The organism is Virgibacillus phasianinus, assembly GCF_002216775.1.
Taxonomy (GTDB): domain Bacteria; phylum Bacillota; class Bacilli; order Bacillales; family Amphibacillaceae; genus Virgibacillus_F; species Virgibacillus_F phasianinus.
The window spans coordinates 1,401,948-1,426,284 of record NZ_CP022315.1; the positions used below are offsets into that span (position 1 = coordinate 1,401,948).

21 protein-coding genes are annotated in these 24,337 nt (G+C 40.3%); 12 read left to right on the forward strand and 9 right to left on the reverse strand.

Features of this window, described 5'->3' with window-relative positions:
- Window positions 1-8 precede the first annotated feature (8 nt).
- Together CFK37_RS07220 and CFK37_RS07225 are read left to right on the forward strand one after the other, a co-directional pair.
- Window positions 9-983, forward strand: a complete 975-nt coding sequence (locus CFK37_RS07220) for an ABC transporter permease (protein ID WP_089061224.1) — start codon at window positions 9-11, stop codon at window positions 981-983.
- Window position 984: 1 nt separating this feature from the next.
- Window positions 985-1,779: an ABC transporter ATP-binding protein gene (locus tag CFK37_RS07225; protein ID WP_089061225.1), complete on the forward strand. Its 795-nt coding sequence runs from the start codon at window positions 985-987 to the stop codon at window positions 1,777-1,779.
- 49 nt (window positions 1,780-1,828) lie between these two features.
- Here the strand turns inward: CFK37_RS07225 and CFK37_RS07230 are convergent, their stop codons facing one another.
- Window positions 1,829-2,923, reverse strand: a complete 1,095-nt coding sequence (locus CFK37_RS07230; protein ID WP_089061226.1) for an N-acetylmuramoyl-L-alanine amidase family protein — start codon at window positions 2,921-2,923, stop codon at window positions 1,829-1,831.
- A 230-nt stretch (window positions 2,924-3,153) separates the two neighbouring features.
- On the opposite strand from CFK37_RS07230, the gene CFK37_RS07235 reads away from it, so the two are divergent.
- On the forward strand, window positions 3,154-4,566 hold the full coding sequence (locus CFK37_RS07235) for an amidase (RefSeq protein WP_089061227.1): 1,413 nt from the start codon (window positions 3,154-3,156) through the stop codon (window positions 4,564-4,566).
- A gap of 133 nt (window positions 4,567-4,699) precedes the next feature.
- On the opposite strand, the gene CFK37_RS07240 is transcribed toward CFK37_RS07235, so the two are convergent.
- The gene (locus CFK37_RS07240) at window positions 4,700-5,074 is read right to left on the reverse strand and encodes a PH domain-containing protein (RefSeq protein ID WP_089061228.1); all 375 of its coding nucleotides are present in this window, start codon (window positions 5,072-5,074) and stop codon (window positions 4,700-4,702) included.
- 178 nt (window positions 5,075-5,252) lie between these two features.
- On the opposite strand from CFK37_RS07240, the gene CFK37_RS07245 reads away from it, so the two are divergent.
- On the forward strand, window positions 5,253-5,357 hold the full coding sequence (locus tag CFK37_RS07245) for a putative holin-like toxin (protein ID WP_089061229.1): 105 nt from the start codon (window positions 5,253-5,255) through the stop codon (window positions 5,355-5,357).
- A 154-nt stretch (window positions 5,358-5,511) separates the two neighbouring features.
- Here the strand turns inward: CFK37_RS07245 and gntK are convergent, their stop codons facing one another.
- Entirely contained in the window at window positions 5,512-7,065 is a 1,554-nt protein-coding gene (gene gntK, locus CFK37_RS07250; protein WP_089061230.1) for a gluconokinase, read from the reverse strand.
- 59 nt (window positions 7,066-7,124) lie between these two features.
- Window positions 7,125-8,021 carry a phosphogluconate dehydrogenase (NAD(+)-dependent, decarboxylating) gene (gene gnd / locus CFK37_RS07255; RefSeq protein WP_089061231.1) on the reverse strand — a complete coding sequence of 299 codons (897 nt, stop codon included), beginning with the start codon at window positions 8,019-8,021 and terminating at the stop codon, window positions 7,125-7,127.
- Between the two features lie 240 nt (window positions 8,022-8,261).
- Here gnd and CFK37_RS07260 point away from each other — a divergent pair, with 240 nt between their 5' ends.
- The 4 genes from CFK37_RS07260 (at window position 8,262) to CFK37_RS19880 (ending at window position 15,751) form a co-directional block, all read left to right on the forward strand.
- Entirely contained in the window at window positions 8,262-9,458 is a 1,197-nt protein-coding gene (locus CFK37_RS07260) for an MFS transporter (RefSeq protein ID WP_089063563.1), read from the forward strand.
- A gap of 577 nt (window positions 9,459-10,035) precedes the next feature.
- Window positions 10,036-12,054 (forward strand): ABC transporter permease subunit, encoded by a 2,019-nt coding sequence (locus CFK37_RS07270; RefSeq protein ID WP_089061233.1) that lies wholly within the window; start codon window positions 10,036-10,038, stop codon window positions 12,052-12,054.
- Between the two features lie 128 nt (window positions 12,055-12,182).
- Window positions 12,183-15,329, forward strand: coding sequence for a DEAD/DEAH box helicase (locus tag CFK37_RS07275; protein ID WP_089063564.1), 3,147 nt, complete (start codon window positions 12,183-12,185; stop codon window positions 15,327-15,329).
- Between the two features lie 272 nt (window positions 15,330-15,601).
- Entirely contained in the window at window positions 15,602-15,751 is a 150-nt protein-coding gene (locus tag CFK37_RS19880) for a hypothetical protein (RefSeq protein WP_157724807.1), read from the forward strand.
- Window positions 15,752-15,984: 233 nt separating this feature from the next.
- On the opposite strand, the gene CFK37_RS07280 is transcribed toward CFK37_RS19880, so the two are convergent.
- Window positions 15,985-17,277 (reverse strand): hypothetical protein, encoded by a 1,293-nt coding sequence (locus CFK37_RS07280; protein ID WP_089061234.1) that lies wholly within the window; start codon window positions 17,275-17,277, stop codon window positions 15,985-15,987.
- Window positions 17,278-17,309: 32 nt separating this feature from the next.
- Entirely contained in the window at window positions 17,310-18,101 is a 792-nt protein-coding gene (locus CFK37_RS07285; RefSeq protein WP_089061235.1) for a serine hydrolase, read from the reverse strand.
- Between the two features lie 325 nt (window positions 18,102-18,426).
- Here CFK37_RS07285 and CFK37_RS07290 point away from each other — a divergent pair, with 325 nt between their 5' ends.
- The 4 genes from CFK37_RS07290 to CFK37_RS07305 all read left to right on the forward strand — a co-directional run bounded on the left by CFK37_RS07290 (window position 18,427) and on the right by CFK37_RS07305 (window position 22,092).
- On the forward strand, window positions 18,427-19,509 hold the full coding sequence (locus CFK37_RS07290) for an NAD(P)H-dependent flavin oxidoreductase (protein ID WP_089061236.1): 1,083 nt from the start codon (window positions 18,427-18,429) through the stop codon (window positions 19,507-19,509).
- Window positions 19,510-19,848: 339 nt separating this feature from the next.
- A complete protein-coding gene (locus tag CFK37_RS07295) occupies window positions 19,849-20,454 on the forward strand; it encodes a lysozyme family protein (protein WP_089061237.1) in 606 nt (201 codons plus the stop codon).
- 74 nt (window positions 20,455-20,528) lie between these two features.
- Window positions 20,529-20,924, forward strand: coding sequence for a RidA family protein (locus CFK37_RS07300; RefSeq protein ID WP_089061238.1), 396 nt, complete (start codon window positions 20,529-20,531; stop codon window positions 20,922-20,924).
- 1 nt (window position 20,925) lies between these two features.
- Window positions 20,926-22,092 (forward strand): iron-containing alcohol dehydrogenase, encoded by a 1,167-nt coding sequence (locus tag CFK37_RS07305; RefSeq protein ID WP_089061239.1) that lies wholly within the window; start codon window positions 20,926-20,928, stop codon window positions 22,090-22,092.
- 38 nt (window positions 22,093-22,130) lie between these two features.
- Here CFK37_RS07305 and CFK37_RS07310 read toward each other — a convergent pair whose 3' ends face one another.
- The 3 genes from CFK37_RS07310 to CFK37_RS07320 all read right to left on the reverse strand — a co-directional run bounded on the left by CFK37_RS07310 (window position 22,131) and on the right by CFK37_RS07320 (window position 24,179).
- Entirely contained in the window at window positions 22,131-22,487 is a 357-nt protein-coding gene (locus tag CFK37_RS07310) for a DUF1428 family protein (RefSeq protein ID WP_089061240.1), read from the reverse strand.
- A gap of 120 nt (window positions 22,488-22,607) precedes the next feature.
- Window positions 22,608-22,853, reverse strand: coding sequence for a YuzB family protein (locus CFK37_RS07315; protein WP_089061241.1), 246 nt, complete (start codon window positions 22,851-22,853; stop codon window positions 22,608-22,610).
- Window positions 22,854-22,976: 123 nt separating this feature from the next.
- A complete protein-coding gene (locus CFK37_RS07320; RefSeq protein WP_089061242.1) occupies window positions 22,977-24,179 on the reverse strand; it encodes an MFS transporter in 1,203 nt (400 codons plus the stop codon).
- Window positions 24,180-24,337 lie beyond the last annotated feature (158 nt).

Consider the following 24,337-nt stretch of genomic DNA (forward strand, 5'->3'; position numbering starts at 1 on the left):
AGGATATTATGCTAATTTCACTATTTGGAGCACTGGAATCAGGTGTTATTTATGCAATCATGGCCTTAGGCGTATACTTAACCTTTCGTGTCCTGGACTTTCCTGATTTAACGGTAGATGGCAGCTTTGTCACTGGTGCGGCAGTAGCTTCCATTTCCATTATGGGCGGGGTTTCCCCTATTTTAGCAACGATACTTGCGGCATTTGCGGGGTTTTTAGCGGGCTGTATAACCGGCGTTCTGCATACGAAAGGAAAAATAAATGCTTTACTTTCCGGGATAATCATGATGATTGCGCTCTATTCGATAAATTTGCGAATTATGGGGCAGCCAACATTATCATTATTGAGGGAATCAACTGTCTTTACACAATTGCAGTCATTGTGGGAAGCAACCGGAATAGATGCAGCTTTAAATGGATTGTTAACGTTGCTTGGTGCGGAACAACTTCCCGGCACATGGTCAATTGTGATTCTGATGGTTGTCGTTACATTCATTATTAAACTATTAACGGACTATTATTTAAAAACAGACGTCGGTTTGGCGCTTCGTGCGACAGGTGATAATCAAAAAATGATCCGAAGCCTTTCAGCAAATACCGACTCCCTAATCATCGTAGGGGTCGGAATTTCCAATGCCCTTGTAGCTTTTTCCGGTGCATTGATTGCCCAGCACGGTGGATTCGCCGATGTTGGAATGGGCATTGGCATGATTATTATTGGCCTAGCTTCCGTTATTATTGGGGAAGCATTGTTTGGAACCAAAACGATTGCCAGAACAACATTAGCAGTGGTAGGCGGTGCAATTGTTTACCGGATAGTTGTGACAATGGCCCTGCGTGTTGAGTTTTTAGAAACCGGGGATATGAAATTGATTACCGCACTGCTTGTAATTGCAGCCTTAGTCGCACCAAAAATATTACAGGCCCGAAAAGAAAAAAAGCGGCGCTTACAAAAACGGGCCAAGTTGAAAATGGAGGTGTAATATGCTTAAGCTTGAGGATATAGCGATTACCTTTAACGAGGGCACTCCCGATGAAAAGCAGGCATTGCAGTCCATTAATTTAGAGCTTGCGAAAGGTGATTTTGTCACCGTGATTGGAAGCAACGGTGCAGGGAAATCAACCTTAATGAATGCCATTTCCGGCAACATTAGCCCAGATATTGGGGGTGTATATATCAACGGCAGGCAGGTCGTCCATTTGCCGGAATACAAAAGGTCGGCATTTATAGGCCGTGTATTTCAAGACCCAATGTCAGGAACTTCACCATCCATGTCAATCGAGGAAAATTTGGCAATGGCATATACGCGCGATAAAAGAAGAACATTACGGCCTGGTGTAACGACGAAACGTAAGAAAATGTTTAAAGAATACTTGGAGACATTAAATCTGGGGTTAGAAAACCGTCTGAACGCGAAGGTAGGATTGCTTTCAGGCGGAGAACGGCAGGCGCTCTCGTTACTGATGGCCACTTTCACTGAACCAAAGATTCTTTTGCTCGATGAACATACTGCGGCGCTGGACCCTTCCCGCGCAGAACTAATTACTAACCTTACCCATGACGTGGTAGAGAAGTTCGAATTGACCACGTTAATGGTAACCCATAATATGCAACAGGCATTGGATCTTGGAAACCGGCTGATTATGATGGATAAGGGACAAATTATTCTTGATGTCGCCGAAAAGGAAAAACAACAGCTAACAATTGAAAAACTGCTGCAGGAATTCAGACGGATCCGTGGCTCACAATTTGAAGATGACCGGGCGGTATTGGGCTAATCAAAAGGGACCAACTCAGATACGAGTTAGTCCCTTCTTTGTTGCAGTTTTAATCGAGAAAGTAATTTTTTACACCTGTTGTGACTGCTTGTGCAACATTATTTTGGTATTCACTTGTTTGAATGGTAAACAAGTCATTAGGGTTGGTAATAAAGCCTAATTCAATGAGTACAGCTAAATCACTGTTTTCCCTAAGCACATGATAGTTTCCGAAATGAATTCCGCGATCGTTTAACTTAACCTGCTTCCCGATTGCACTTTGAATAGACGATGCTAATCCTCTGCCGTTTTCATAGTAATACGTTCCAATGCCATTTACAGCAATAAATGGATATGCGTTGTAGTGAAGACTAATAAATGCATCCGTTTGAAACTTATTACTAAATAATACGCGTTTTTCTAAGGATACATATTGATCACTTTGGCGCGTGACTTTAACTGTAGCACCAGCTTTGCGTAATGATGAAGCAACAACTTCAGCAGTTGATAATGTTAAGTTTTTCTCCACAACACCCTTGAAGCCAATTGCTCCAGGATCATTTCCTCCATGCCCAGGGTCAAGTACAATGTTAATGCCTGCGAGTGAACCATTTGTATTTGACTTTGGTGTGATTTTCAGACTTTCATCAGTGGAATTTTCCGCTGTATATCCATCAGTCAGCCAAGCTGCAATCCATCCAGTGGAACCATCATCAAGCAAAATCTTATGCCAATCACCTTTGGTTGCTATCTTTTCGTATGTATCACCTGCTGTTGCTAACCCAATGATGGAATAATCTGTTCCGGGGCCGCTCCGAACATGCACACCGGCCTCATTTACTGTGATTGATTTATTTACAGAAACTTGCTGCTTTATTTGCTCCGTAGAACTTAATGGATACAAAAACTGCGATGCAACCCATGCTTCTTTGCCGCCGTAATAGGTTTGTGCCCAACCATAATGTTCCTCGAAAACGACAACCTGATCGCCTGGATGGAGACTTCCTACGATCGGTGCATTATCCGTAGGGCCACTTCTGACATTAAGGGAAGATGTACCAACACCATATGTTGAACCTTCATGTGCATCAACACTGGGCGAAATGATAAAAGATAATAGCAATACACTCATTCCAGCTAATAAAATTCGTAAAGTCTCTTTCATGATTTCTCCGTTCCTCCTTTCGCTGCTTAATTTGGAAAAAACATGTAATAAATTATTACCTATTATACAAGATTTCAAACGACCTGTGGAGAAAATCGGACAAATTCACTAGGCAATTTACAGAAACGTTTCTGTTGTATCAGATGTTTTGGTACAACTCTTTGCTTTAATAAAAGTGCGAAATAAATGATACAATTAATTTTATACATAAAAAGAAATGGGGTGCCACTTTGGCAGAACAATATACAGCTATAGATTTAGTTAAAAGGATAAAGTCAAAATCAATTTCACCAGTTGAAGTAATGAACCACTATATGAACGAGATTGATAAACATAATGACCAGGTTAATGCTTTTGTAACCATGAATCCACATTCAATGGAAGAGGCTAAGCAAGCTGAACAAGATGTTCAACAGGGAAAGCAGCTTGGGCCTCTGCATGGGGTGCCAGTTGGTATCAAGGACTTGACACCAACGAAAGGAATTAAGACTTCGTTTGGGACAAAGGTGTTTGCAGATCATGTACCTGATCGTGACGCAACAATTGTTAAACGATTAAAAGCGGCCGGGGCAATTATCATGGGAAAAACCAATACACCTGATTTTGGTCATAAGGGTACAACAGATAATTTATTGTTCGGTGCAACGAAAAACCCGTGGAATCTGGAAAAAACTGCAGGCGGTTCAAGCGGTGGCTCCGCGGCTGCTGTTGCTGCTGGAATGGTTCCATTTGCTGAAGGTAGTGATGGTGGTGGTTCGATTCGTATTCCGGCAAGCTTCTGCGGGGTTTATGGTTTTAAACCTTCATATGGAAGAATCCCGATGGATAACAGCTTGGCCAATGCATTTGGATCGAATAATCCATTCGTGAATCATGGTTCACTGTCACGAACCGTTCGTGACGCAGCACTTTTTGTTGATGTGACACAGGGGCCATCGACAACGGATCCATTCTCACTGCCGCGATTTGACGAAGAATTACTGGAGCAGTTGGAAGGCAGTTTACAAGGTGTAAAAATAGCCTACACAAAAGACTTTGGGATGTATACCGTGGACAAGGAAGTCTTGCACATAGTTGATCAACAGGTGGAAAGGCTGAGGGAGCTTGGAGCGGAGGTAGAAGAGATTTCAATGGATTTTGACATGACACTACATCAGTTCCTTGGATTTTTCAAAAATACATGGTATGCCTCAGCTTCAGCAGGAGGCAGCGCAATGCTACGCGATTACCCTGAACTACTAACGCCGTCCTACCATACAATGATTGAACGAGGATATGATGTATCGACAAGTGAGTATATCGGATATCAGCAGAAACGAACTGCGGTTTGGAGAGAGCTTCAGCGACATTTTGAGAGGTTTGACCTAATCATGTCGCCATCGTTATCAGTTCCTGCATTTGATTATCAGCTGCTCGGACCTGAAGAAATCGAAGGGAAGAAGATAGAAGCTGATTCCGATTGGATGATGACCCATATCTATAATATGACCGGATTACCAGCGGCTTCAATTCCTGCAGGGTTTACAAAAAGCGGATTACCAATTGGCATGCAACTGGCAGGAAACCGATTTAATGACGGACTAGTGCTGCGGGCAAGCCTGGCATATGAAAAATTAATCGAAGGATTTCCAGTAATTAAGTAAGGCTGTTTAGCTGCGTTTTTATCAATTGCGGTGATATTAGTTTAGCAACAAACTTTGCGAAAAATGCCTAAATAAAGAAAGAGCGCTGCATTCCCGTAGCGCTCTTTATCAAACATGGGGTTCAACGCCGAGTTTATCCAATATAATCAGATAATACCCGCTGAACGTGGTATATATTAAGCTGTTTGTTAAATGTTTTTTCAATTGGTGTGCTGCTTCCAGATATCCAAATTTTGAGTTCCGCCTCCAAATCGAACGTCCCAGCAGTTTCAATCAAATAATGTGTAATGCTTTTATACGGTATGGAATGGTACTGAATCTTTTTCCCAGTCATTCCTTGTTTATCTATTAATATAAGGCGCTTATTTGTAAAAATAACGAGGTCTCGAATCAGCTTGTACGCGTGTTCAACCTTTTCAGTTGCGGTTAGAAGTTCACTGATTTCCTTTTCAGCGTCACTTGCACTAATTTCTGATGCGTTACCCATCATTCCATCAAAAATGCCCATTTTACATCCCCTCCTATATCTATTATATCAGACTCTATTACCCCCATAAACAAACGCGAAAATGGACATGCAACATGTGTAAGAGTCGTTCCTTTAGTAATAGATGGTTAATATACTGTTAATAGATAATGTTCTTTTAAGGATAACAGGCTAGCCTTCCGAATGGAGGTGGTGCTTTGTGAGTTTATACGAGATATTTATGGTGCTAATCGGATTTGGATCCTTGTTGATTGCGTTAATCGCTTTAGTTATTTCTTTAATCAATAGGATCAATAGAAAATAGACCCCCTAAATTACTCCATGTAAAGTAATGAAAGAGGTCTATCCACCAAGAGTAGCCGCCCTTAACAGAACAGCATCTGACGGCCACAGCTCATACTGTGGTCTTTATATATATAGTTCTGCAGTAGGTCAATTATACCGGTTATGCAGATAAACTAATCATCTGTTTCCTTTACATATTTTCGCTGGAAAGCAGTAATGCTGTCGTATTCCTCACCGAAGATTCGTGATAGACGGATATAAACAGGAAGAAGTTCCCGGTACACATTTGTAGTCGTTTCATCAGGATGGTGGGTATGTGTTTGCCCAATCATATCTGAAACAATACGAAAATCATCAATTTCCCCAACAGCATACATGCCAAGTACAATCGCGCCTAGGCAGGAGCTTTCGTAACTTTCCGGCACAATCACTGGTTTATCAAAAATATTTGCCATTAACTGGCGCCACATTTCTGACCTGGCAAATCCGCCCGTTGCCTGAATTTGTTTCGGTTCACCGGTCAACTCCTCAAGTGCGAGTAAAACGGTATACAGATTGTAAATGATTCCTTCCAGTACTGCACGGATCATATGCTCTTTTTTATGATGAATGCTTAAACCAAAAAACGATCCGCGGGCATTCTCATTCCACAATGGGGCACGTTCCCCGGTCATATAAGGATGGAAAATTAACCCGTCAGATCCAGCCTGGACACCAGATGCAATCTTGGTTAACACATCATATGAGTCGATTCCAAGCCGTTTTGCCGTTTCAACTTCGGCTGCAGCAAATTCATCCCGTAACCACCGCAGGATAATTCCGCCGTTATTTACCGGTCCGCCAATAATCCAGTGGTTCTCCGTTAACGCGTAGCAAAAGATTCTGCCTTTCGGGTCTGTACGGGGTTGGTCTGCAACTGTACGAATTGCACCACTTGTCCCAATTGTGACAGCGATAACACCCGGCTCGATTGCGTTTACACCAAGGTTTGATAACACACCATCACTTGCCCCGACAATAAAGGGAACTTCACTGTCAAAGCCAACATACGAACGATAGGAATCTTTTAATGTTGTCATTTGATGTGTAGTTGGTACAAGTGTCGATAATTGATCTGCAGTAATGCCCGCCAACTGCATAGCTTCCTTATCCCAATCTAATGATTCAAGATTCATCAAACCGGTAGCAGATGCGATTGAATGGTCAACCACATACTCACCGAACAGCTTATAAAAGACGTATTCCTTAATGGAAATAAACTTTGCAGCTTTTGCAAAGGTGTCAGGATGGGTGTCACGTAACCACACTAATTTTGCCAGTGGTGACATGGCATGAATCGGCGTTCCTGTCCGCATATAAATTTCATGTCCATTATGTTGTTCTTTAATTTGCTGTGCATGTTCCGCACTCCGTGTATCTGCCCACGTGATGCTGTTCGTCAGGGCGTGATTATTCTCATCCACAGCAATTACACTATGCATAGCGGACGAAAAGGAAACGAACTGCAATGAATGCGCATCTGCTGTATTTTTTTTCATAACTTCACGCATACAATCGACAACCGCATCAAAAATTTCATCAGGGTTTTGTTCGGCTACTAAAGGGTTTGGGGTATAAAGGGGATAATTGATCGTATGGCTTGTGATCACCTTTCCCTGTTTATTAAACAGAACAGTCTTCGTACTTGTGGTACCAATATCAACCCCTAAATAGGATGATTGTGCCATATTAAACCTCCTTCACAACTGGAGAGGAAAACTTCTGTCCCTCTCTTGGCAATTACAAATTATTTCTTTACAACATCATGTCCGCCAAATTCATTGCGTAATGCGGCTACAACCTTTCCGGTAAATGTATCGTCCTCTTGTGAGCGGTACCGCATCATAAGGGATAGCGCGATTACAGGTGCCGCAACTTGAAAGTCAAGTGCGGTTTCGACTGTCCACTTACCTTCACCAGATGAATTCATTACACCACGTATGTCATCCAATTTAGCATCCTTAGAAAATGCATTTTCAATTAATTCCATAAGCCAAGAACGAATAACGGAACCATGATTCCAAACTTTAGCAACCTTTTCATAATCATAGTCAAAATCACTTTTATTCAGGATGTCGAACCCTTCTGCGATGGATTGCATCATGCCATATTCAATCCCGTTGTGAACCATTTTTAAAAAGTGACCGCTACCAGGTTTGCCAGTATAAAGATAACCGTTTTCAATGGAAACGTCATTGAAAACTTGTTCGATTTCCGTGAACTTTTCTGCATCTCCGCCAACCATAGTACATGCACCATTGCGAGCACCATCTGTACCACCGCTGGTACCACAGTCAAAGAAATAAATGCCTTTTTCTTCTAAAGCTGATGCCCGCCGCAACGTATCTTTATAATTAGAATTTCCACCATCAATCAAAGCATCTCCACTTGAAAGTAATGGTGTTAATTCATCAATTACTTTTTCCGTAATATCTCCTGCCGGAACCATCAGCCAGATGGTACGGGGTTCCGGTAGCTTATCAACCAATTTGAGTAAAGATGCTTCAAATTGGAATTGTTCATGTGTTAATTCATCTGAAACTGCAGCATTGCTGTCAAATCCCACCACGCGATGACCATGATCTAATAAATTTAATGTGAGGTTTAACCCCATTTTTCCTAAACCAACTATACCTATATTCATAGTTACCTCCTAAGGGAGAAATTTTTTTCTTTATTAAACTATTATATCAAATTTTTTTCCGCAATCAATGATGAACCATTTTTGTTTCTATATATAGGTGTAGTGTTGCCATTAAAATAAGGAGCATGCGGGAGAGGTAATGACATTCATTTTAAATGATTCGGCCAAACCATTCCCATTTCTGGCAAGCTCATGTATACTTATATTTCGGGTATCGAAGAAAGGTGGGCGCGTATGAGCATGGGATCAACTGCTGCTAAAACAGTAACATTGCCGGATAAGATATGGACACGTGACTTTATTCTTGTTTGCGTGGCAAACTTCTTTATTTTTCTCGGATTTCAGATGACACTGCCAACCATCCCATTATTTGTGAGAGAACTAGGTGGAAGTGATCAATTAATTGGACTTATAACGGGTATTTTTACTTTTTCAGCATTATTGCTGCGGCCATATGCAGGACATGCATTGGAATCGAAAGGCAGACGTTTTGTTTATATGACTGGGCTTGCCATTTTTGTTCTTTCTGTTGGTTCCTTCGCGTTTATCGCGAGCATCTTTATTTTATTTATGATGCGAATGGTACAAGGAATCGGCTGGGGCTTTTCAACAACAGCTACAGGAACAATAGCAACAGATTTAATTCCACCTAAACGCAGGGGAGAGGGAATGGGATATTTCGGTTTATCTGGTAACCTCGCACTTGCCTTTGGACCGTCACTTGGCTTAACCCTTGTTGGTATTATGTCATTTAAGGAATTGTTTTTGATCTGTTCGGCGCTTGGATTAACAGCGTTATTATTATCATCCAAAATCCGTTATAAAAAAGTGGAACAATCGCCAAATAAAACGGTTACGGTAAAATTTGATATTTTTGAGAAATCAGCAATCCAGCCCTCATTGTTATTGTTTTTTATTACTGTCACATTTGGTGGAATTGCATCTTTTCTGCCATTATATGCAACAGATAAAGGCATTTCAGGAATTGAATCCTATTTTCTCGTATTTGCGGTATTTTTGATGATATCAAGGACATTCGCAGGGAAAATCTATGATTCTAAAGGACACGTGTATGTATTTATTCCAGGAACAGTATTGATTTTCGGTGCCATGTGTTTGCTTTCCTGGTTACCAAGCACAACAGTTATGCTTATTGCCGGCGGAATGTACGGTCTGGGATTCGGCAGTGTCCAGCCGGCGTTGCAGGCATGGGCTGTCGATAAGGCGTCTGACAACCGTAAAGGAATGGCGAATGCGACATTTTTCTCTTTCTTTGATTTAGGTGTCGGGCTTGGTGCCATGGTTTTTGGCCAACTAGCCTTTATGTATGACTATAGTGTTATCTATTCGACCGCGGCTGGTTCGGTTATGCTGTCGTTAATCCTGTATATCTATTTGCTCCTTAAGTCTCGAAAAAGCAGTGGTAAGATTAGTTAATTAGTAGTAGACTAACCTTACCGTGTTTTTTAGTAGGCTGTATTCGCATAGTTTGTTACTACTATCACAATAGTTGATATAAACTACGACGTAACTAAAAATCTGGTTTAGTGGTCCAGCTGCCTACGGAAAAACACTGTGCTTTCCGTGGGCAGCTGATGAGCCTCCTCGAGCTTATACTGGGGGCACTGAAAAAGTGGTGGATTTGGAAATATAGCGTTTCACCTTTACTTAGCATCTTGAATATACGGAGACTCCTCGAAAAAGAAAAAACACTTTTTCTTCGTGCGATGCCTATTCAGGGAAGCTTTCCTTGTCCTGCGGGAAGTGAGAGATCGGCGAGACCCCGGAGGACGGCAGTTAATGAGGCCCGACTAAAACCGCCCTTTGCGGGCAACGTCGGCTACCCCTTGCCGGGGCAAGGAGGCTCGTCACTCGCCCTAAGGTGCGCGCAGTATATTCAAGATGCGATGATAGATCCACCTATTTTGTACTACATTTACATTTTTCAGTGGCCTCCTTATGCTCTTCGGGGTCTCATCAAGGCTTCTACGCTTTTCTTGTTAGGGGGGAGACGATGAGGTTAGTTAGAGTTGGGATTTTTTATTTGCTTGGAGTTTTCGGAATAATTTGTATAAGTGTGTTCCCGCGGTTCTTTGCAACTGCGGGTATTGCGCATCCTTTAACATATTTTGCTGATCTAGGCTCATTCATTCATACATTTATTCAACCGGATTCCTGGTTGTATCAGGTTCCCCGGTCACCAGCTGAATTCTCACTCATTGGTACATTATGGGGTCCATTTGTATATTCGATGGAAATTTTACTCGGCGCCTTATTGCTTGGGTTCTCACTGGCATTTATTTTTGCATTTCTGGCAAATTTCCTGTCGCAACGATTGGTACAGGGTATTAAACGAGTACTGGACTTTTTTGAGTCGATACCGGATATTGTCATCGCATCCGGTCTGCAAATACTCGTTATCTATGTCTATCATGCAAGTGGAATAGAACTATTCAGGGTAGCCTCTTATCTGGATGAGAAAGCATACCTTGGCCCAATCATTACGTTAGCGATATTACCGTTAGTGTCACTATTTAAAATCCTGCTTTTAATGATCGAAGAGGAGTTTCTAAAAGACTATGTCGGTTTCTTAAGAAGCAAGGGAATCAAGAAAACGGGAATCCTTCTTCGCCATGTATTCAAAAATATTTTACCTACAACATTTCATCATTCCAAGGTGATCATTTGGGCAACACTTTCAAGCCAGTTTGTTATTGAACGGATATTTAATGTACATGGTCTCACGTTTTATTTAGTTGATAGCTTTACACCCATGACAATTGCGGCGTCACTAATTCTATTGTTTACACCGTTCTTTTTATTTTTCCATGTGGTCGATCTGTGGATAAATCAGGATACAGTCTATAATTATCAAATTAAAATGAATAAAAACCATGCGTTTCAGCCATTTCAGCGGCTTAAACGTATGTTAACCGGAATAAAACATATCAAGTGGCATAAGTTTAGGCCATGGGCGCCTTTTGCAATATTTTTTAACCATATGAAAAACTATAAATTTGCGATTGGCAGTCTGTTTTTCATTCTATTAATCAGTTATAGTCTGATATATTCTGTAACTACTGATAACCACATTGACAAAGCGGGAATTGTTTATAAGGATGATGGGGTGACGATTAAGGGTACACCACCACATCCGCCACCAGAACCGTTTCTGCTTGGATCTGATGGCGCGGGATTTAGTATATATGACATGCTTGTAGTTGGAGCTAAGTATACCTTGATATTTGCGATAGTTATCGCGTTATTACGCGTATTTGTCGGCTTGATTGGTGGTGTTGTTTATGCATTTGCACTTGGTCCGAAGCGGCAGAATTGGCTCGAAAAAATGGTGGATTCCATTCACTTCCTGCCGTTGAGCGTGATTGCGTACTTACTGCTTGCCCCTATTTTGATGGAAGGCTTTAGTGGATTTGCCTATACATTCACCGAGCGGATTGTTCTTGAGATTATTATTTTGACGGTATTAGTCGTACCGTTAACAACAGTATTACTAGGTAATGAAATGAAACGAATATTAAATTATGAATTTATTATGAGCGCCAAGGTTCTTGGAGGAAGCAGATTTCATATTTTCTGGCGTCATGTTCTGCCACACATTGGCGCACGAATGACGATTCTGTTTGGTCAGCAATTTATTCAGGTACTATTGATATTCATGCACCTGGGGATCTTCAACTTTTTCTTTGGTGGAACAAATGTGAGCTTTGGAAGGGCGCCTTCACCTCCGAGATCAATTACCTATGAATGGTCCGGCCTAATCGGTAATACATTGAATGCCCTAAATTCGGGGAAATACTGGCTAATCGTTTGGGTGCTGCTTGCCTTTATGTTGAGTATATTTGCTATGCAGTTCATCATTCAGGGTGTAAAAGAGATGCAGCAAACCAAAGTTGGTGTCATCTACAAACTACCTAGAATCAGGAGAAAGCAAAGGAAGCAAAATCAGAAGAATGATTCGGTTTACGAGCCAACTGCCGAAAGCTTTAAACCTTTATGCAATGATAGAAGGTGAAATGGAGCCCACATTCATGAATAACAGGCTCAATTTAGTTTAAAAACACCGCTATCTTGTATACAATGGAAATAATGATAACAAGAAGGTAGGGTTAACCTGATTTGAAAAGCTATGATATTTTCCATATGCAGCGATTATTTCCTTCCCAAGTGTATGAACGAGGTCTAGAATATTTTCATCAGGGAAGAGTAACCGAATTATTATACGATATTAATTATCATGTATGGACAGCAACGGTATATGGCAGTGAGAGCTATTTTGTGGAAGTTAATACAAAAAGATGGCCGCATGAACTGTCAGATGCTTATTGTGACTGTCCCGTATTTCGAACCTATAATCAATGTAAACATATTGCTGCTGTTTTATTTGCTATCGGCAAAAGGCATAAGGAACAAGGTGTTGGCAGGCAGGTCGATAAGTACCAGGTAACTAAGAACTTTATCCAGTCGGTTGCAGATATCCAGCAGCAAAAGCGTGCGACCAGCTTAAGCATCAATCGTGTGCCATTAGAAGTAGAATACATTTGCAAATGGACATATAGCGACACATTGTTCCTTGAGCTGAAGGTCGGAGAAAAGCGCCGACTGGTTGTTAAAGATGTCCCACAGTTTTTACAGGATGTGTTCCAGGAGCGGGAGCATTACTTTACGAAAACATTTACGTACAATCCGGAAATGCATTATTTTCAGGAGGAAGATCTTGAGATATTTGAATTACTGATGTCCATTGTACAAAATGAACAGCTTTATGAAGGACATTCCTTGTACCGCTATCAAACGCATATTTCAGCAGGGCGCTCTACTTCCATTTCTCCATTACTCGCAAAACCATTATTAAAAAAATTGGTTAACCGAAATTTTGTTGTGGAAACCGAACAGAATGTATTCAAAGAAATATCGATTGTAGAGGATGAACTTCCTTTTGAATTTAAGCTGGAAAAGAGTACAAATAAAGAACTTGCACTGGCCATCAGCGGCATGACGGATGCAACCTATTTTGCAAACTATGAACTGCTATTTGATTCTGGCACCTTTTATTTCCCAGGAAAAGATCAAATTCCGATGCTGAGGCAGGTTAGTAGCTTTGCAAGGGATAATAGAAGTTTGCCAATACCGCCAGATCAGGCGGATGTATTTCTTTCTGAAGTGGTCCCATCATTGAAAAAGGTCGGTGATGTTCAAATTTCGGAAAACGTTGCGTCAGAAATTATTCAGGTGCCATTGAAGGCTAAGCTATATATTGATTTGAAAGCAGACTGGATAACGGGAAAACTGGAATACCATTATGGAGCATACCAAGTTGATCCATTTAATGGACGCAAGGAAGAGGATGTCCTAATTATTCGTGATGTGGAAAAAGAGCAGCAAATTATGCAATTAATTGAATACGCTAATTTCCACTTTAATGGCAAAGAGCTATATATTGATGCTGATGAGGAAACACTCTTTGAGTTTCTATATGATGTGCTGCCGATGTTTGAATCATACGTGGATTTGTTTCTAACATCGGATATTCGCAAATTTTTTATAGAAAATGACCCAATACCCAGCACAAGCGTACGGCTGGAGTCATCGAACAATCTGCTTGAAATTGACTTTAGCATCGATGGAATAAACGATAATGAAATTAATCAAATTTTAAGTGCTGTGTTAGAAAAGAAACGGTACTACCGGATGGATAATGGCGCACTGTTATCACTTGAAGGTGATGAGTATACGTCAATACAGGAGCTAATGACTGAACTAGACCTGAAACAAACGGATATCGAGGATGGCAGTGTTCAGTTGCCTGCATACAGAGGTGCTCAGGTTGATGCTCTTATTGAAACAAAGAAAAACTATGATCCTTCTTTCCGGAAACTGCTGCACCATTTAAAGTCACCAGAAGAGCAGGTATATCCGATACCGGAGAATTTGCAGGCTACATTAAGGAACTACCAAGAAACAGGATTTCAGTGGTTTAAATCGCTTGACAGCTATCATTTAGGCGGGATACTGGCAGATGATATGGGACTAGGAAAGACAATCCAAAGCATTGCTTATTTGCTTTCATTAGAAGTTGATCAACCACATTTAATTGTGGCTCCATCATCTGTTTTATACAACTGGAAGAACGAGTGTGAAAAGTTCGCACCAGATCTGCGTGTTCGGGTAATCGCAGGTAGTCCGATGGAACGGATAGCGATGATCGATCCAAAAACAACAGATGACGTATGGATAACGTCTTACGCAACATTACGGCAGGATATAGAGTTGTATCAGGAAATCACCTTTCATTCATTGATATTGGATGAAGCACAATATATAAAAAACTATGCAACTAAGACATCACGTGCTATCCGGGAAATTAAAGCTGGACATCGTTTCGCCTTAAGCGGAACACCGATTGAGAACTCCATTGACGAACTATGGGCAATCTTTCAGGTGATCCTGCCTGGATTAATGCCAAATCAACGAAACTTTAAACAATTGTCACATGCTAAGATTGCCATGCTTACAAAACCATTTATTTTACGCAGGTTGAAATCGGATGTTTTAAAAGAACTACCGGATAAAATTGAATCAGTTCATGTATCGGAGCTTACCAAACAGCAGAAAGAATTGTATCTCGGATATTTACGTGAACTACAGCAGGAGACAGCCCAAACGCTCAGCAATCAGGACTTCAATAAAAATCGAATGAAAATCCTGGCTGGTCTGACCCGACTCCGGCAAATCTGCTGTCACCCTTCACTGTTTATTGAAAACTATACGGGGACGTCCGGCAAGCTTGAACAGCTAATGGAAACCGTCAACAACGCTGTGAAGAACGAGAAGCGGATGTTAATATTTTCCCAGTTTACCAGCATGCATGACATCATAAAGAAAAAACTTGAAGAAGATGAAATTGATTATTTCTATCTGCATGGTCAAACACCATCACAGGAACGTGTGCAGATGAGTGAGCGCTTCAACAATGGCGAAAAAAGTGTTTTCCTAATTTCATTAAAAGCAGGCGGCACCGGATTGAATTTAACGGGCGCTGACACAGTTATTCTCTATGATTTATGGTGGAATCCAGCTGTGGAAGATCAAGCAACCGGCCGCGCCCACCGTTTCGGACAAAAGAACGTCGTTCAAGTGATTCGGATGGTAACCAAAGGAACGATTGAAGAAAAAATCTATGCGCTGCAACAAAAGAAGCGTGAATTAATTGACCAGGTCATCCAGCCTGGAGAACAAATGCTATCAAGTTTAAGCGAAAGCGATATTAGAGAATTATTAAGTATCTAGCCATGTTCATGTTTATGCGCATGGCTTTTTTCTATCGTACGAATTATTAACCAATGGTTCATAAATTGCCCACTATTAAAAATATTTAAAAAACACCTGCAATATTTTTGAATATCTGATAAAATGAATATACCGATTTCCATTTGGTTAATTGGAGGGGAGGCAGCCTTTGATTATCGTTTTGCGTACAATAGAAACACAGTAAGATATTCCTTAACGTTTTATCTGCCGTTGAAACGGGAATATTGTTAGTAGAGAAGGGGATGTAACAAATGAAAAAAATTGGAAAAGGATTTGCTAAATTTATTGTTGCTAATCTTGCCGTAATACTTGTAATCCTATTGTTGCCAATATTTTTAGTTACAGATGACGTTGCAATATTTGATCAGGTCATGAGTTTCTTATTTAATAGTAAAGGTTAATATTCGAATATCCCTTGAAACAGGGGTATTTTTTTAATGGATAAAAAAAAGGGAGGGGCATTAATAAAACAAACCCAGCGCATACGTCGCAGTTTATGGACAATTAACAGGAATGTTTACAAACAAAAATAGCCAAGAAAAATATCCGAACAAACAAAGTCCTAATTGAAGAGTTTGGTTTAGTTCGGATTTCTTTCTGGCTAAAACACTTTTGTTCAATCCTATTTTATCTTCTAAAGCGTAAGTTCAAATAGCTTTCGTGGACGGCCTTTCACATATGGTTTTTCTTCTCCGACAACGCGTATTACTTCGCCAGCCAGTAACTTATGGATGGTGCGCTCTGCACTGCGCTTGGTAACTTGATAATAATTTGAGATATCATTAGCAGAAAATGGTTCATTGTTTCGCAAATTAATGAAATCAATAAAGTTATAGGATAACTCATTGTTTAATCTTGCCCGGTGTATAAGGGCGTGGTAAAGCTCGGAGGTATCAACATGTTTCGCAACCCCAAGGGGTCCAATAGTTTCCTTTCTTTCATTTACAATAAAACAGCTGCTTTCTTCTGAATGAACACAAGTTTCAAGGGCAAGCTTTGCATTATCTTCCGCTTGCTTTGCTGTTAAACCAAGACCGAATCCAATTTCAACCGGAACACCAAGCGAACGGGCAATTTCCTGCAAGAGTGGAAAATCTCGATAATGGTTTGTAATATGGTCTAGGATACCTCTTGTTCCAAATATGGAAAATTGGTTATCCCCGTTTGTCAGCACAGATGCATATGTCTTGTGGCCAAATTTTAATAAGATTTGGTGTAGTTTTAGGAGCATCTCCTGGGCTACAAATTCCCCTTTCTTTGAGACAATATCTTCAAAGTTTTTGATTTGAACAAATCCGGAAACGATTTGGGCGCTTTTGCTTTTATTCAGTGTTGCGATGGATTTTGCCTTTTCAACAGCCCGTTCCAGGTTTAATTTGGGAATTACCATACAGCTGGTTGGAATTCCCTCGTCTATTAGTCTTTGTTCGACTTCTTCGATGGAAGTTAATACATAATCAATTTTTCCCTCTTGAAACAGTTTCTTGTGATAATGAAAAATCTTTCCAATGTCTAGTACAGCATCATCTCCGTAACTATACGTATAAATTTCGCGATCTTCCATTTGTAGTTCACTGATCACTTCATCCACATGTTCCTTATATAGTACATCAATGGAGATACGATCCAGTTCCTGGTTATGATAGTTTTTCAAACGGTAAAAAGAGGTCAGGATCATGTATTCATCAAATGCAACCTGAATGGCAGGTAATCGCTTTCTTTCAATCTTTTCTTTCGCATAAAGGTATGAAAGTGACCCGCCAAATAAATAGACATCACACATAAAGGCTTTGTCAATTAAGTCAATGTTTTCTACCGCTTTAGAATAGGCAAACGGAATAATTTCTATGTCATCTTGATTGTCAACATAGTCATTCATTCGTTCTATCAATTCATTTCTGCCAAATAATGCAATTTTAATTTTCATTAGTAGACCTCCGTATTTGTTTACTGTTTCGTCTATTTTCCATAGTTTCTTAGGTACTGAAGTACAATTTTACCGATAGCTGCCAGGTAGTCTCGTCCTGTTCCATTGTTCTGCCAGTTCTCAGATAAAAGTGCTAAATATACCTTCTGTTCCTGATATGTTAAAAGTGCCACATCATGCTCAATGCCAGTTAATTCCCCGGTTTTATGATAGACTTTAATGCATTCATCATGATTCATGTAGTGGGCTATTTTACAATTGTTTTGTTGGTGGCCCATAATTTGTTTGATTTCATTTCTGCTTGTTTCTGATAATAAATCGTCTGTTTCCTCCATAAGATGTAGAAATTTGACCATATCTTGAGCACTTGTATAGTTCTCCAATGAAGGATCCTTTAGTTGCATGAACTTTCTGCTTAATATTGTATGATTGCAGCCAATGGCGGCCGCAAGTTCATTCACAGTATCCATACCAATCTTGTCAAGTATTATGTTCGCCGCTGTATTGTCTGAAACAATAATCATAAGTTCCAGTAAATTTCTGTAACTGTAAACATTCGAGTTAGTTAAGTAATCGATTACACCGGCACCACCTGTTTTCATATCTGTCTCAATATAAACAAGTGTGTCAGGTTGAAGGTTCCCAGCTTCTATTTGCCGAAAAGCTTCGATTAGTATGGGAAGTTTAATCGTGCTGGCAGCCCGTTTTGGTTCAAAGGCATTTATCGAGATATCTCCGTCACTGGTCTGGATATAGATAGAAAAATGATCGATTATGTCTTTAAGCAGTTCATGAATGGTAGCCTCCATCAGTTGGAAATCCATAACTATATCCACCCCTCCATATTAAATTGTGATTTAAGTAAATCAGGGAAAACCCCTTCTCTTACAACAAATCCGAATTAACGAAATATTTAACGACACTGCGCGTTAATCCCTTATTATAGTACGGAATTTTCTCAATATTGTCAAGAAGGAAAATTAGGAAAGTTGACAAATACCGCGTTATGTGTCCGGTTATACAACTATATGATATTTTTGTGACACGTTTGGATAGGTAAGTATTGGAAATTTAGATGAAATATATGCTTAAAATTGTTTGGTTTTGTGGTAGTTTAGTATAATACAGGTAAAGATGGAGGGGTGAAATATGGGAAAGCATTTGGAAGCAATAGATTTGCATATACCAGTCATTCAAGCAGGTATGGCTGGCGGGATAACAACGCCAGAATTAGTGGCTGAAGTAGCCAATGCTGGTGCGCTAGGCACTATTGGCGCTGGCTATATGAGTGCTTCGGCATTAAGAGAGGAAATAAAGAAAATTAAACAATTAACAAATAAGCCATTTGCTGTAAATCTTTTTGCAACAAACCTGGAGGCATTCTCAAGTGAGATTGGACCAATGCAGCAGTTATTGGATCCTTACCGAGATGCACTTGAAATCGAACACGGGAAACAGTCAGTGAAAACTTATGATTATTTGCAGGAAAAGGTCTATGTCATTATTGAGGAAAGCATTCCGGTTGTCAGTACTGCCTTTGGTGTGCTGTCATCAGTATTAATTGAACGCTTAAAGAAAAATAACGTCACATTGATTGGAATGGCAACCAATTTAGATGAGGCAAAACAATTGGTAGAAGCGGGATATGATGTCATCGTAGCACAAGGATTTGAAGCGGGTGGCCATCGGGGAACTTTTCATACGAATAAGCACCCCAATGGATGCAATATTGGACTACTTTCCCTGGTTCAGGAATTATTGTTCAACCTAGATGTACCGATTATTGCTGCAGGTGGTATTACCGATAAAAGCCAAATCGATGCACTCCTGGCGATGGGCGCAGCAGGTGTCCAGATTGGGACTAAGTTTCTAGTAGCAAAAGAGGCTGGAACGAATAACGCATATCGTCAGGCATTAATTAAATCGACAGCTGTCAATACTACTATTACTAAGGCCTTTTCTGGAAGACCAGCACGGGCAATTATCAACCAATTTATAAAAGAGGTAGAAAGCAGCGACTGTGACCTGTTGCCTTTTCCAGTTCAAAATGAAATTACCAAGGATGTTCGCAGTGCAGCCAAGGAATTTGCTGTTGCAGAATTCCAATCATTGTGGGCAGGACAGGGTGTAGGAGCAATTGTAAACGAGGAGCCAGTTGCCAAGATTTTGGCTGCGTTGGTTGGCGAGGATTCAGAGGAAACAAATCAGCTTAAGCTCGAATTTGACGAATGATAGTAAATTCGGAAATGAAAAGTTATCTACATGGGAAAAATACTATAAAACCACACCCTCTCTAGCTATGGTCGGAGAGGGTTGTTCTTTTTGCAATGAATTAAGTGGAAGTGCTCAATGTGGATATCCATCGAAACTTATGCACATCCTGTGGATAATCCTGAGGATAACCTCAATATTTTGTGCAGAACGTAAATTCGAATACAAAATACGGCAAAAAACGACTCGGTTCGATACAAGCCGGTGGGGATAACTTGGAGGAATGGCAATGTTCCCTTTAAGTGACCTATGATAGTATAATAGGCATATTAATTAAGTTCGCAGAGGATTGATGGCAGCATGAAACGAAAAACGAAACAGGCAGTTCGTAATACTTTGTTTTTAACCGTTACTATTGTTGGTTTACTCGTAATTGTGTCACTTTTAGCACAGCCAGAGTTTAAGGTGGACAGGGAAGTACTTAGTAATGAAGTAATTCAATATAAGCCAGTTGTGGAAAAGTATGCTATAAAATATGGTGTTGAAGACCATGTGGATATCCTGTTAGCAATGATGATGCAGGAATCTGGTGGACGTGGTAGCGATCCTATGCAATCATCGGAAAGTTACTGCGGGGAGCGAAATTGTATTAAAGACCCGGAACTTTCTATTAAACAAGGGGTCTATTATTTCTCGAAAAATGTGAAGGCAGCAGACGGTGATATCGAGCTGGCCATCCAATCGTATAATTTTGGCAGGGGATTTATTGAATACGCATTAGAAAATAAGGGGAAGTATACACAGGAAGTGGCCATTAATTTTTCCAAGAAAATGTATAAGGGTGCTGCAAACAAGTCCAAATATAGATGCTTACGCGAAGGTGCCAGAGAATTGGACGCGTGTTATGGTGATATTTATTATGTCCAGGATGTTCTTTCGATGAGTGAAAAAATAAAGGAACAGTAATTTTTCAGGTCGTGTCACTTCGATTTTAAATAAATAGGGTTTATTATAAGAAGAAACAAGGAGGTAGATGAGTTATGGTAAAGGAAATACATAGTAAAAATGCTCCGGCAGCTATTGGACCGTATTCACAGGCAATTAAAGTGGGGGACTTCCTATATGTCTCTGGTCAAATTGGAATTGACCCTTCTTCAGGGGAAGTAGTAGAGGGTATTGAAGCGCAAACAAAACAGGTGATGGACAATTTAAAGTCCATTCTGGCGGAAGCCGACACGAACTTTTCGCAGGTTGCGAAATTTACAATTTATATCCATGATATGAACAATTTCAGTACAGTGAATGAAATATACGGTTCATATTTGGAAAAGCCATATCCAGCACGTGCGACCGTTGAAGTGAGTCGCCTGCCAAAAGATGTGCTGGTGGAAATGGATGTTATAGCATACACGAAAGAGGAACGGGAGCTGGACTAACTTGAATAATTTTACGTATTACAATCCGACAAAACTAATTTTTGGCAAAGGCCAGTTAGAAGCATTAACCACTGAGGTACCAACGTATGGAAAAAAGGTGCTCGTCGTATATGGCGGAGGAAGCATTAAACGTAATGGCGTTTATGATAATGTAATGGCAAAACTGAACGAAATCGGTGCGGAGGTTCATGAGTTATCAGGTGTTGAACCGAACCCGCGCGTGACAACGGCCCGCAGGGGAATTGAAATTTGTAAAAAAGAAGGAATTGAGTTTTTACTAGCGGTTGGCGGCGGAAGCACAATCGATTGTACAAAGGCAATTGCTGCTGGTGCGAAGTCAGATGCTGATATTTGGGATATTGTGACCAAAAAAGCGGAGGTAACGGGTGCGTTACCATTTGGGACAGTACTAACAATTGCGGCGACAGGTTCTGAAATGAATCGGGGTTCTGTTATTACGAACTGGGAATTGAACGAGAAACATGGCTGGGGTTCTCCTTACACAAGCCCTAAATTTTCTATCCTGGATCCGGCGCATACGATGTCTGTACCGCGTGACCAGACGGTTTATGGAATGGTTGATATTATGTCGCATGTATTGGAACATTATTTCCACCACACTTCCAACACACCGATACAAGATCGTTTCTGTGAAGGAATATTACGGACGGTAATTGAAACTGCGCCGAAATTGTTAAGTGATCTGGAAAATTATGAGTATCGTGAAACCATCATGTTAAGTGGAACCCTAGCATTAAATGATATGCTCAATATGGGCTATCACGGTGACTGGGCAACCCATAATTTAGAACATGCAGTTTCCGCGGTTCATGATATTCCACATGGTGGAGGGCTTGCGATTTTATTTCCACACTGGATGAACCATGTCATGGACGAAAATGTTGATCGGTTTAAACAACTGGCGATTCGCGTGTTTGATGTTGATTCTAATGGAAAATCCGATCAAGACGTGGCGAAAGAGGGCATTGCTAGATTGCGCGAATTCTGGAATAGCATAGGTGCACCGGATAAACTTGCTGATTACGATATTGATGCAAGTACAGTCAGCAAGATGGCCGACAAAACAGTGGTGGTTCGACCGGAATACGGAAACTTTATGAAACTCAATAAAGAGGATTCAGAAAAAATTTATCAGGCGAGTTTATGAGCAAGGAACAGGCTGTCAAAATGGATAGCCTGTTCTTCTTAATTTACTGCTTTTATAAATGATGCGGTAACGACCTTTGATAGATCAATAATTTCTGTCATATCATTGAACAATTTATTTATTTCTTCGTCATCATTAACAAGCTTCATGACAGCTTCACAATGTGATTTGTTGCGAAAAACGGTTTGGCCAAAAAGGACAACTTCATTATCCTTAATGTCAATCAGGTCAACTAAACCAGAACAACCGTGGTCTCCGGAAATATCATCCGCAAGGTACGTGTTATCTTCTAAAGCCCCATTTGCCAGGTAGATTTCACTGGCTTTTTCATTAATATCGAGAAATGATTCAACGTTTTCCCGCTTGACGCGATAAATGTAAATTGTCGTATACATATAAATATTCACCTCATTTTTTGCTTATACTATAGTTCTACAAATAGTGAAAGAATTCCTTTGTTATCTAGAAAAAAGTTTAAATAGAGTATGCCCCTAATAATAGAAAAAAACCAGCTGTTACTGATAAACAGCTAGTTCTTTCCTTATGGCATCTCTTATTTTATCTAAACATTCTTCGGGTGTATTTCCGAATACACGCTTTCCATTGACTAAAGCATATGGTTTAACGCGGCATAACCCGCAGAACGAAAGGCATTCATTCATTAGTACGGCTACTTCCGGAAACTCTTTCTCAAGAATTTCTTCTATATTAATAGTAGTGATGGCATTTCCGTCGCAGACGTCGATTATTACGATACCCATTGCTATCACTTTCTTTCTGTATCAATATTAATCCTGACTCAACTAGTTTTAGCACATATAAGTTTCAAATTCAATGTTTATGTTTAGAAAAAAATCGTCAACCATAACAGCTGACGATTTTCATTAATTCCTATGAGAAGAAAACGCATGCTGGTATTTTCCCTCATATTCATGTCGATACCAAGTAACAAGCATAATAATACCACTTAATACAAGCAACCCACTTGTCACGAAGAACACGGCGGAAAATCCAAAGAATCCAGCCAGCATTCCCCCAAGTGCAGGTCCTAATACATTACCTAGAAAGCGTAAACTTGTATTATACCCAAGAACTTCACCCTGCATCGAAAGTGGCGCTTCCTGCCTGATATACGCAATCCGAACAGGAATGATCCCTCCGATTGAAATACCAAGTAAAAAGCGGAGAACAATTAACTGCCAGATGTTTGTAACAAACGCCCCAGGGAAATATACAATACCGGCCATGAATAATAGGAAAATCATGATCCTGACATAACCAATCCTGTCGCCAATTCTGCCCCAGCGTTTAGCCATCAGTAAGTTACCCAGGCCAGCTGCAGAAAAGGCCATTCCTGAGAAAAGTGCAATACTGGCCGTTCCATGTATATCTGCAACGTATAAGGATAATATTGGTTGTATACTAAAATGTGCGACTTGAACAAGCATAGAGATTAACATAACAATGAGCAGAACAGGATGGCGAACGATATGCAGAAAAACCTGTTTACTGGAATAACGCTTATATTCCTCATCGTCAGAAAAGCTCATTTTTAATTCTTTTATTCCAAACATAACAATGATCGCGGATAGGAACACCATAATTGATGTCCATCTAAACGTGGTTGCATAGCCAAATATGTCAGCAACAGCCCCGCCAAGCAACGGACCAGCAAGCGATCCAGTGATGCTTCCAGTTTGCAGTGTTCCAAGTACGCTTCCGGCTATTTTTTTTGGAGTTTGTGTAGCGATCATTGCCTGGGAGGTTGGGATGAACCCGGTAAAGATACCCATGAATAAACGCAATAAAAAAAGCTGCCATACGGAAGTGGCAAACCCCATTAGTAATACTGATAGCCCTAGACCAAGGCCGGAAATAATAAGAATCTTTTTACGTCCATATTTATCACCAAATCTGCCCCACATTGGCGAGAAAATAAACGCGGAGACGAATGTAATACCAAAGATCCAGCCAGACCAGCTTTGTACATAGGAATCAGAGAAAGTTCCAAACGTCTCTATATATAAAGAAATAAACGGCAGGATCATGGTCATACTTGCCGCAATGAAAAAGTTGGCGAACCACATGATGAATAGGTTTCGTTTAACAATAGGATTTTGATCTATGATGACAAATCCCTTCCTTCAACAATATATTTCGATACCCTAAATATATATAAATACGAAGTAAAATGAAAGCTAAATGCTCAGGTTCAAAAATAGGATGATTGTGGTAAAATAATGGA

Bases quoted from the DNA above. Each gene is read 5' to 3' on its own strand.
- CFK37_RS07315 (WP_089061241.1), bottom strand. From the start codon at position 22,853: ATGGGTATCGTAATAATCGACGTCTGCGACGGAAATGCCATCACTACT.
- CFK37_RS07280 (WP_089061234.1), bottom strand. From the start codon at position 17,277: ATGAAAATTAAAATTGCATTATTTGGCAGAAATGAATTGATAGAACGA.
- CFK37_RS07295 (WP_089061237.1), top strand. From the start codon at position 19,849: ATGAAACGAAAAACGAAACAGGCAGTTCGTAATACTTTGTTTTTAACC.
- gntK (WP_089061230.1), bottom strand. From the start codon at position 7,065: ATGGCACAATCATCCTATTTAGGGGTTGATATTGGTACCACAAGTACG.
- CFK37_RS19880 (WP_157724807.1), top strand. From the start codon at position 15,602: ATGAAAAAAATTGGAAAAGGATTTGCTAAATTTATTGTTGCTAATCTT.
- CFK37_RS07300 (WP_089061238.1), top strand. From the start codon at position 20,529: ATGGTAAAGGAAATACATAGTAAAAATGCTCCGGCAGCTATTGGACCG.
- CFK37_RS07310 (WP_089061240.1), bottom strand. From the start codon at position 22,487: ATGTATACGACAATTTACATTTATCGCGTCAAGCGGGAAAACGTTGAA.
- CFK37_RS07225 (WP_089061225.1), top strand. From the start codon at position 985: ATGCTTAAGCTTGAGGATATAGCGATTACCTTTAACGAGGGCACTCCC.
- CFK37_RS07230 (WP_089061226.1), bottom strand. From the start codon at position 2,923: ATGAAAGAGACTTTACGAATTTTATTAGCTGGAATGAGTGTATTGCTA.
- CFK37_RS07290 (WP_089061236.1), top strand. From the start codon at position 18,427: ATGGGAAAGCATTTGGAAGCAATAGATTTGCATATACCAGTCATTCAA.
- CFK37_RS07320 (WP_089061242.1), bottom strand. From the start codon at position 24,179: ATGTGGTTCGCCAACTTTTTCATTGCGGCAAGTATGACCATGATCCTG.
- CFK37_RS07270 (WP_089061233.1), top strand. From the start codon at position 10,036: ATGAGGTTAGTTAGAGTTGGGATTTTTTATTTGCTTGGAGTTTTCGGA.
- gnd (WP_089061231.1), bottom strand. From the start codon at position 8,021: ATGAATATAGGTATAGTTGGTTTAGGAAAAATGGGGTTAAACCTCACA.
- CFK37_RS07275 (WP_089063564.1), top strand. From the start codon at position 12,183: ATGCAGCGATTATTTCCTTCCCAAGTGTATGAACGAGGTCTAGAATAT.
- CFK37_RS07260 (WP_089063563.1), top strand. From the start codon at position 8,262: ATGGGATCAACTGCTGCTAAAACAGTAACATTGCCGGATAAGATATGG.
- CFK37_RS07240 (WP_089061228.1), bottom strand. From the start codon at position 5,074: ATGGGCATTTTTGATGGAATGATGGGTAACGCATCAGAAATTAGTGCA.
- CFK37_RS07285 (WP_089061235.1), bottom strand. From the start codon at position 18,101: ATGGATTTCCAACTGATGGAGGCTACCATTCATGAACTGCTTAAAGAC.
- CFK37_RS07220 (WP_089061224.1), top strand. From the start codon at position 9: ATGCTAATTTCACTATTTGGAGCACTGGAATCAGGTGTTATTTATGCA.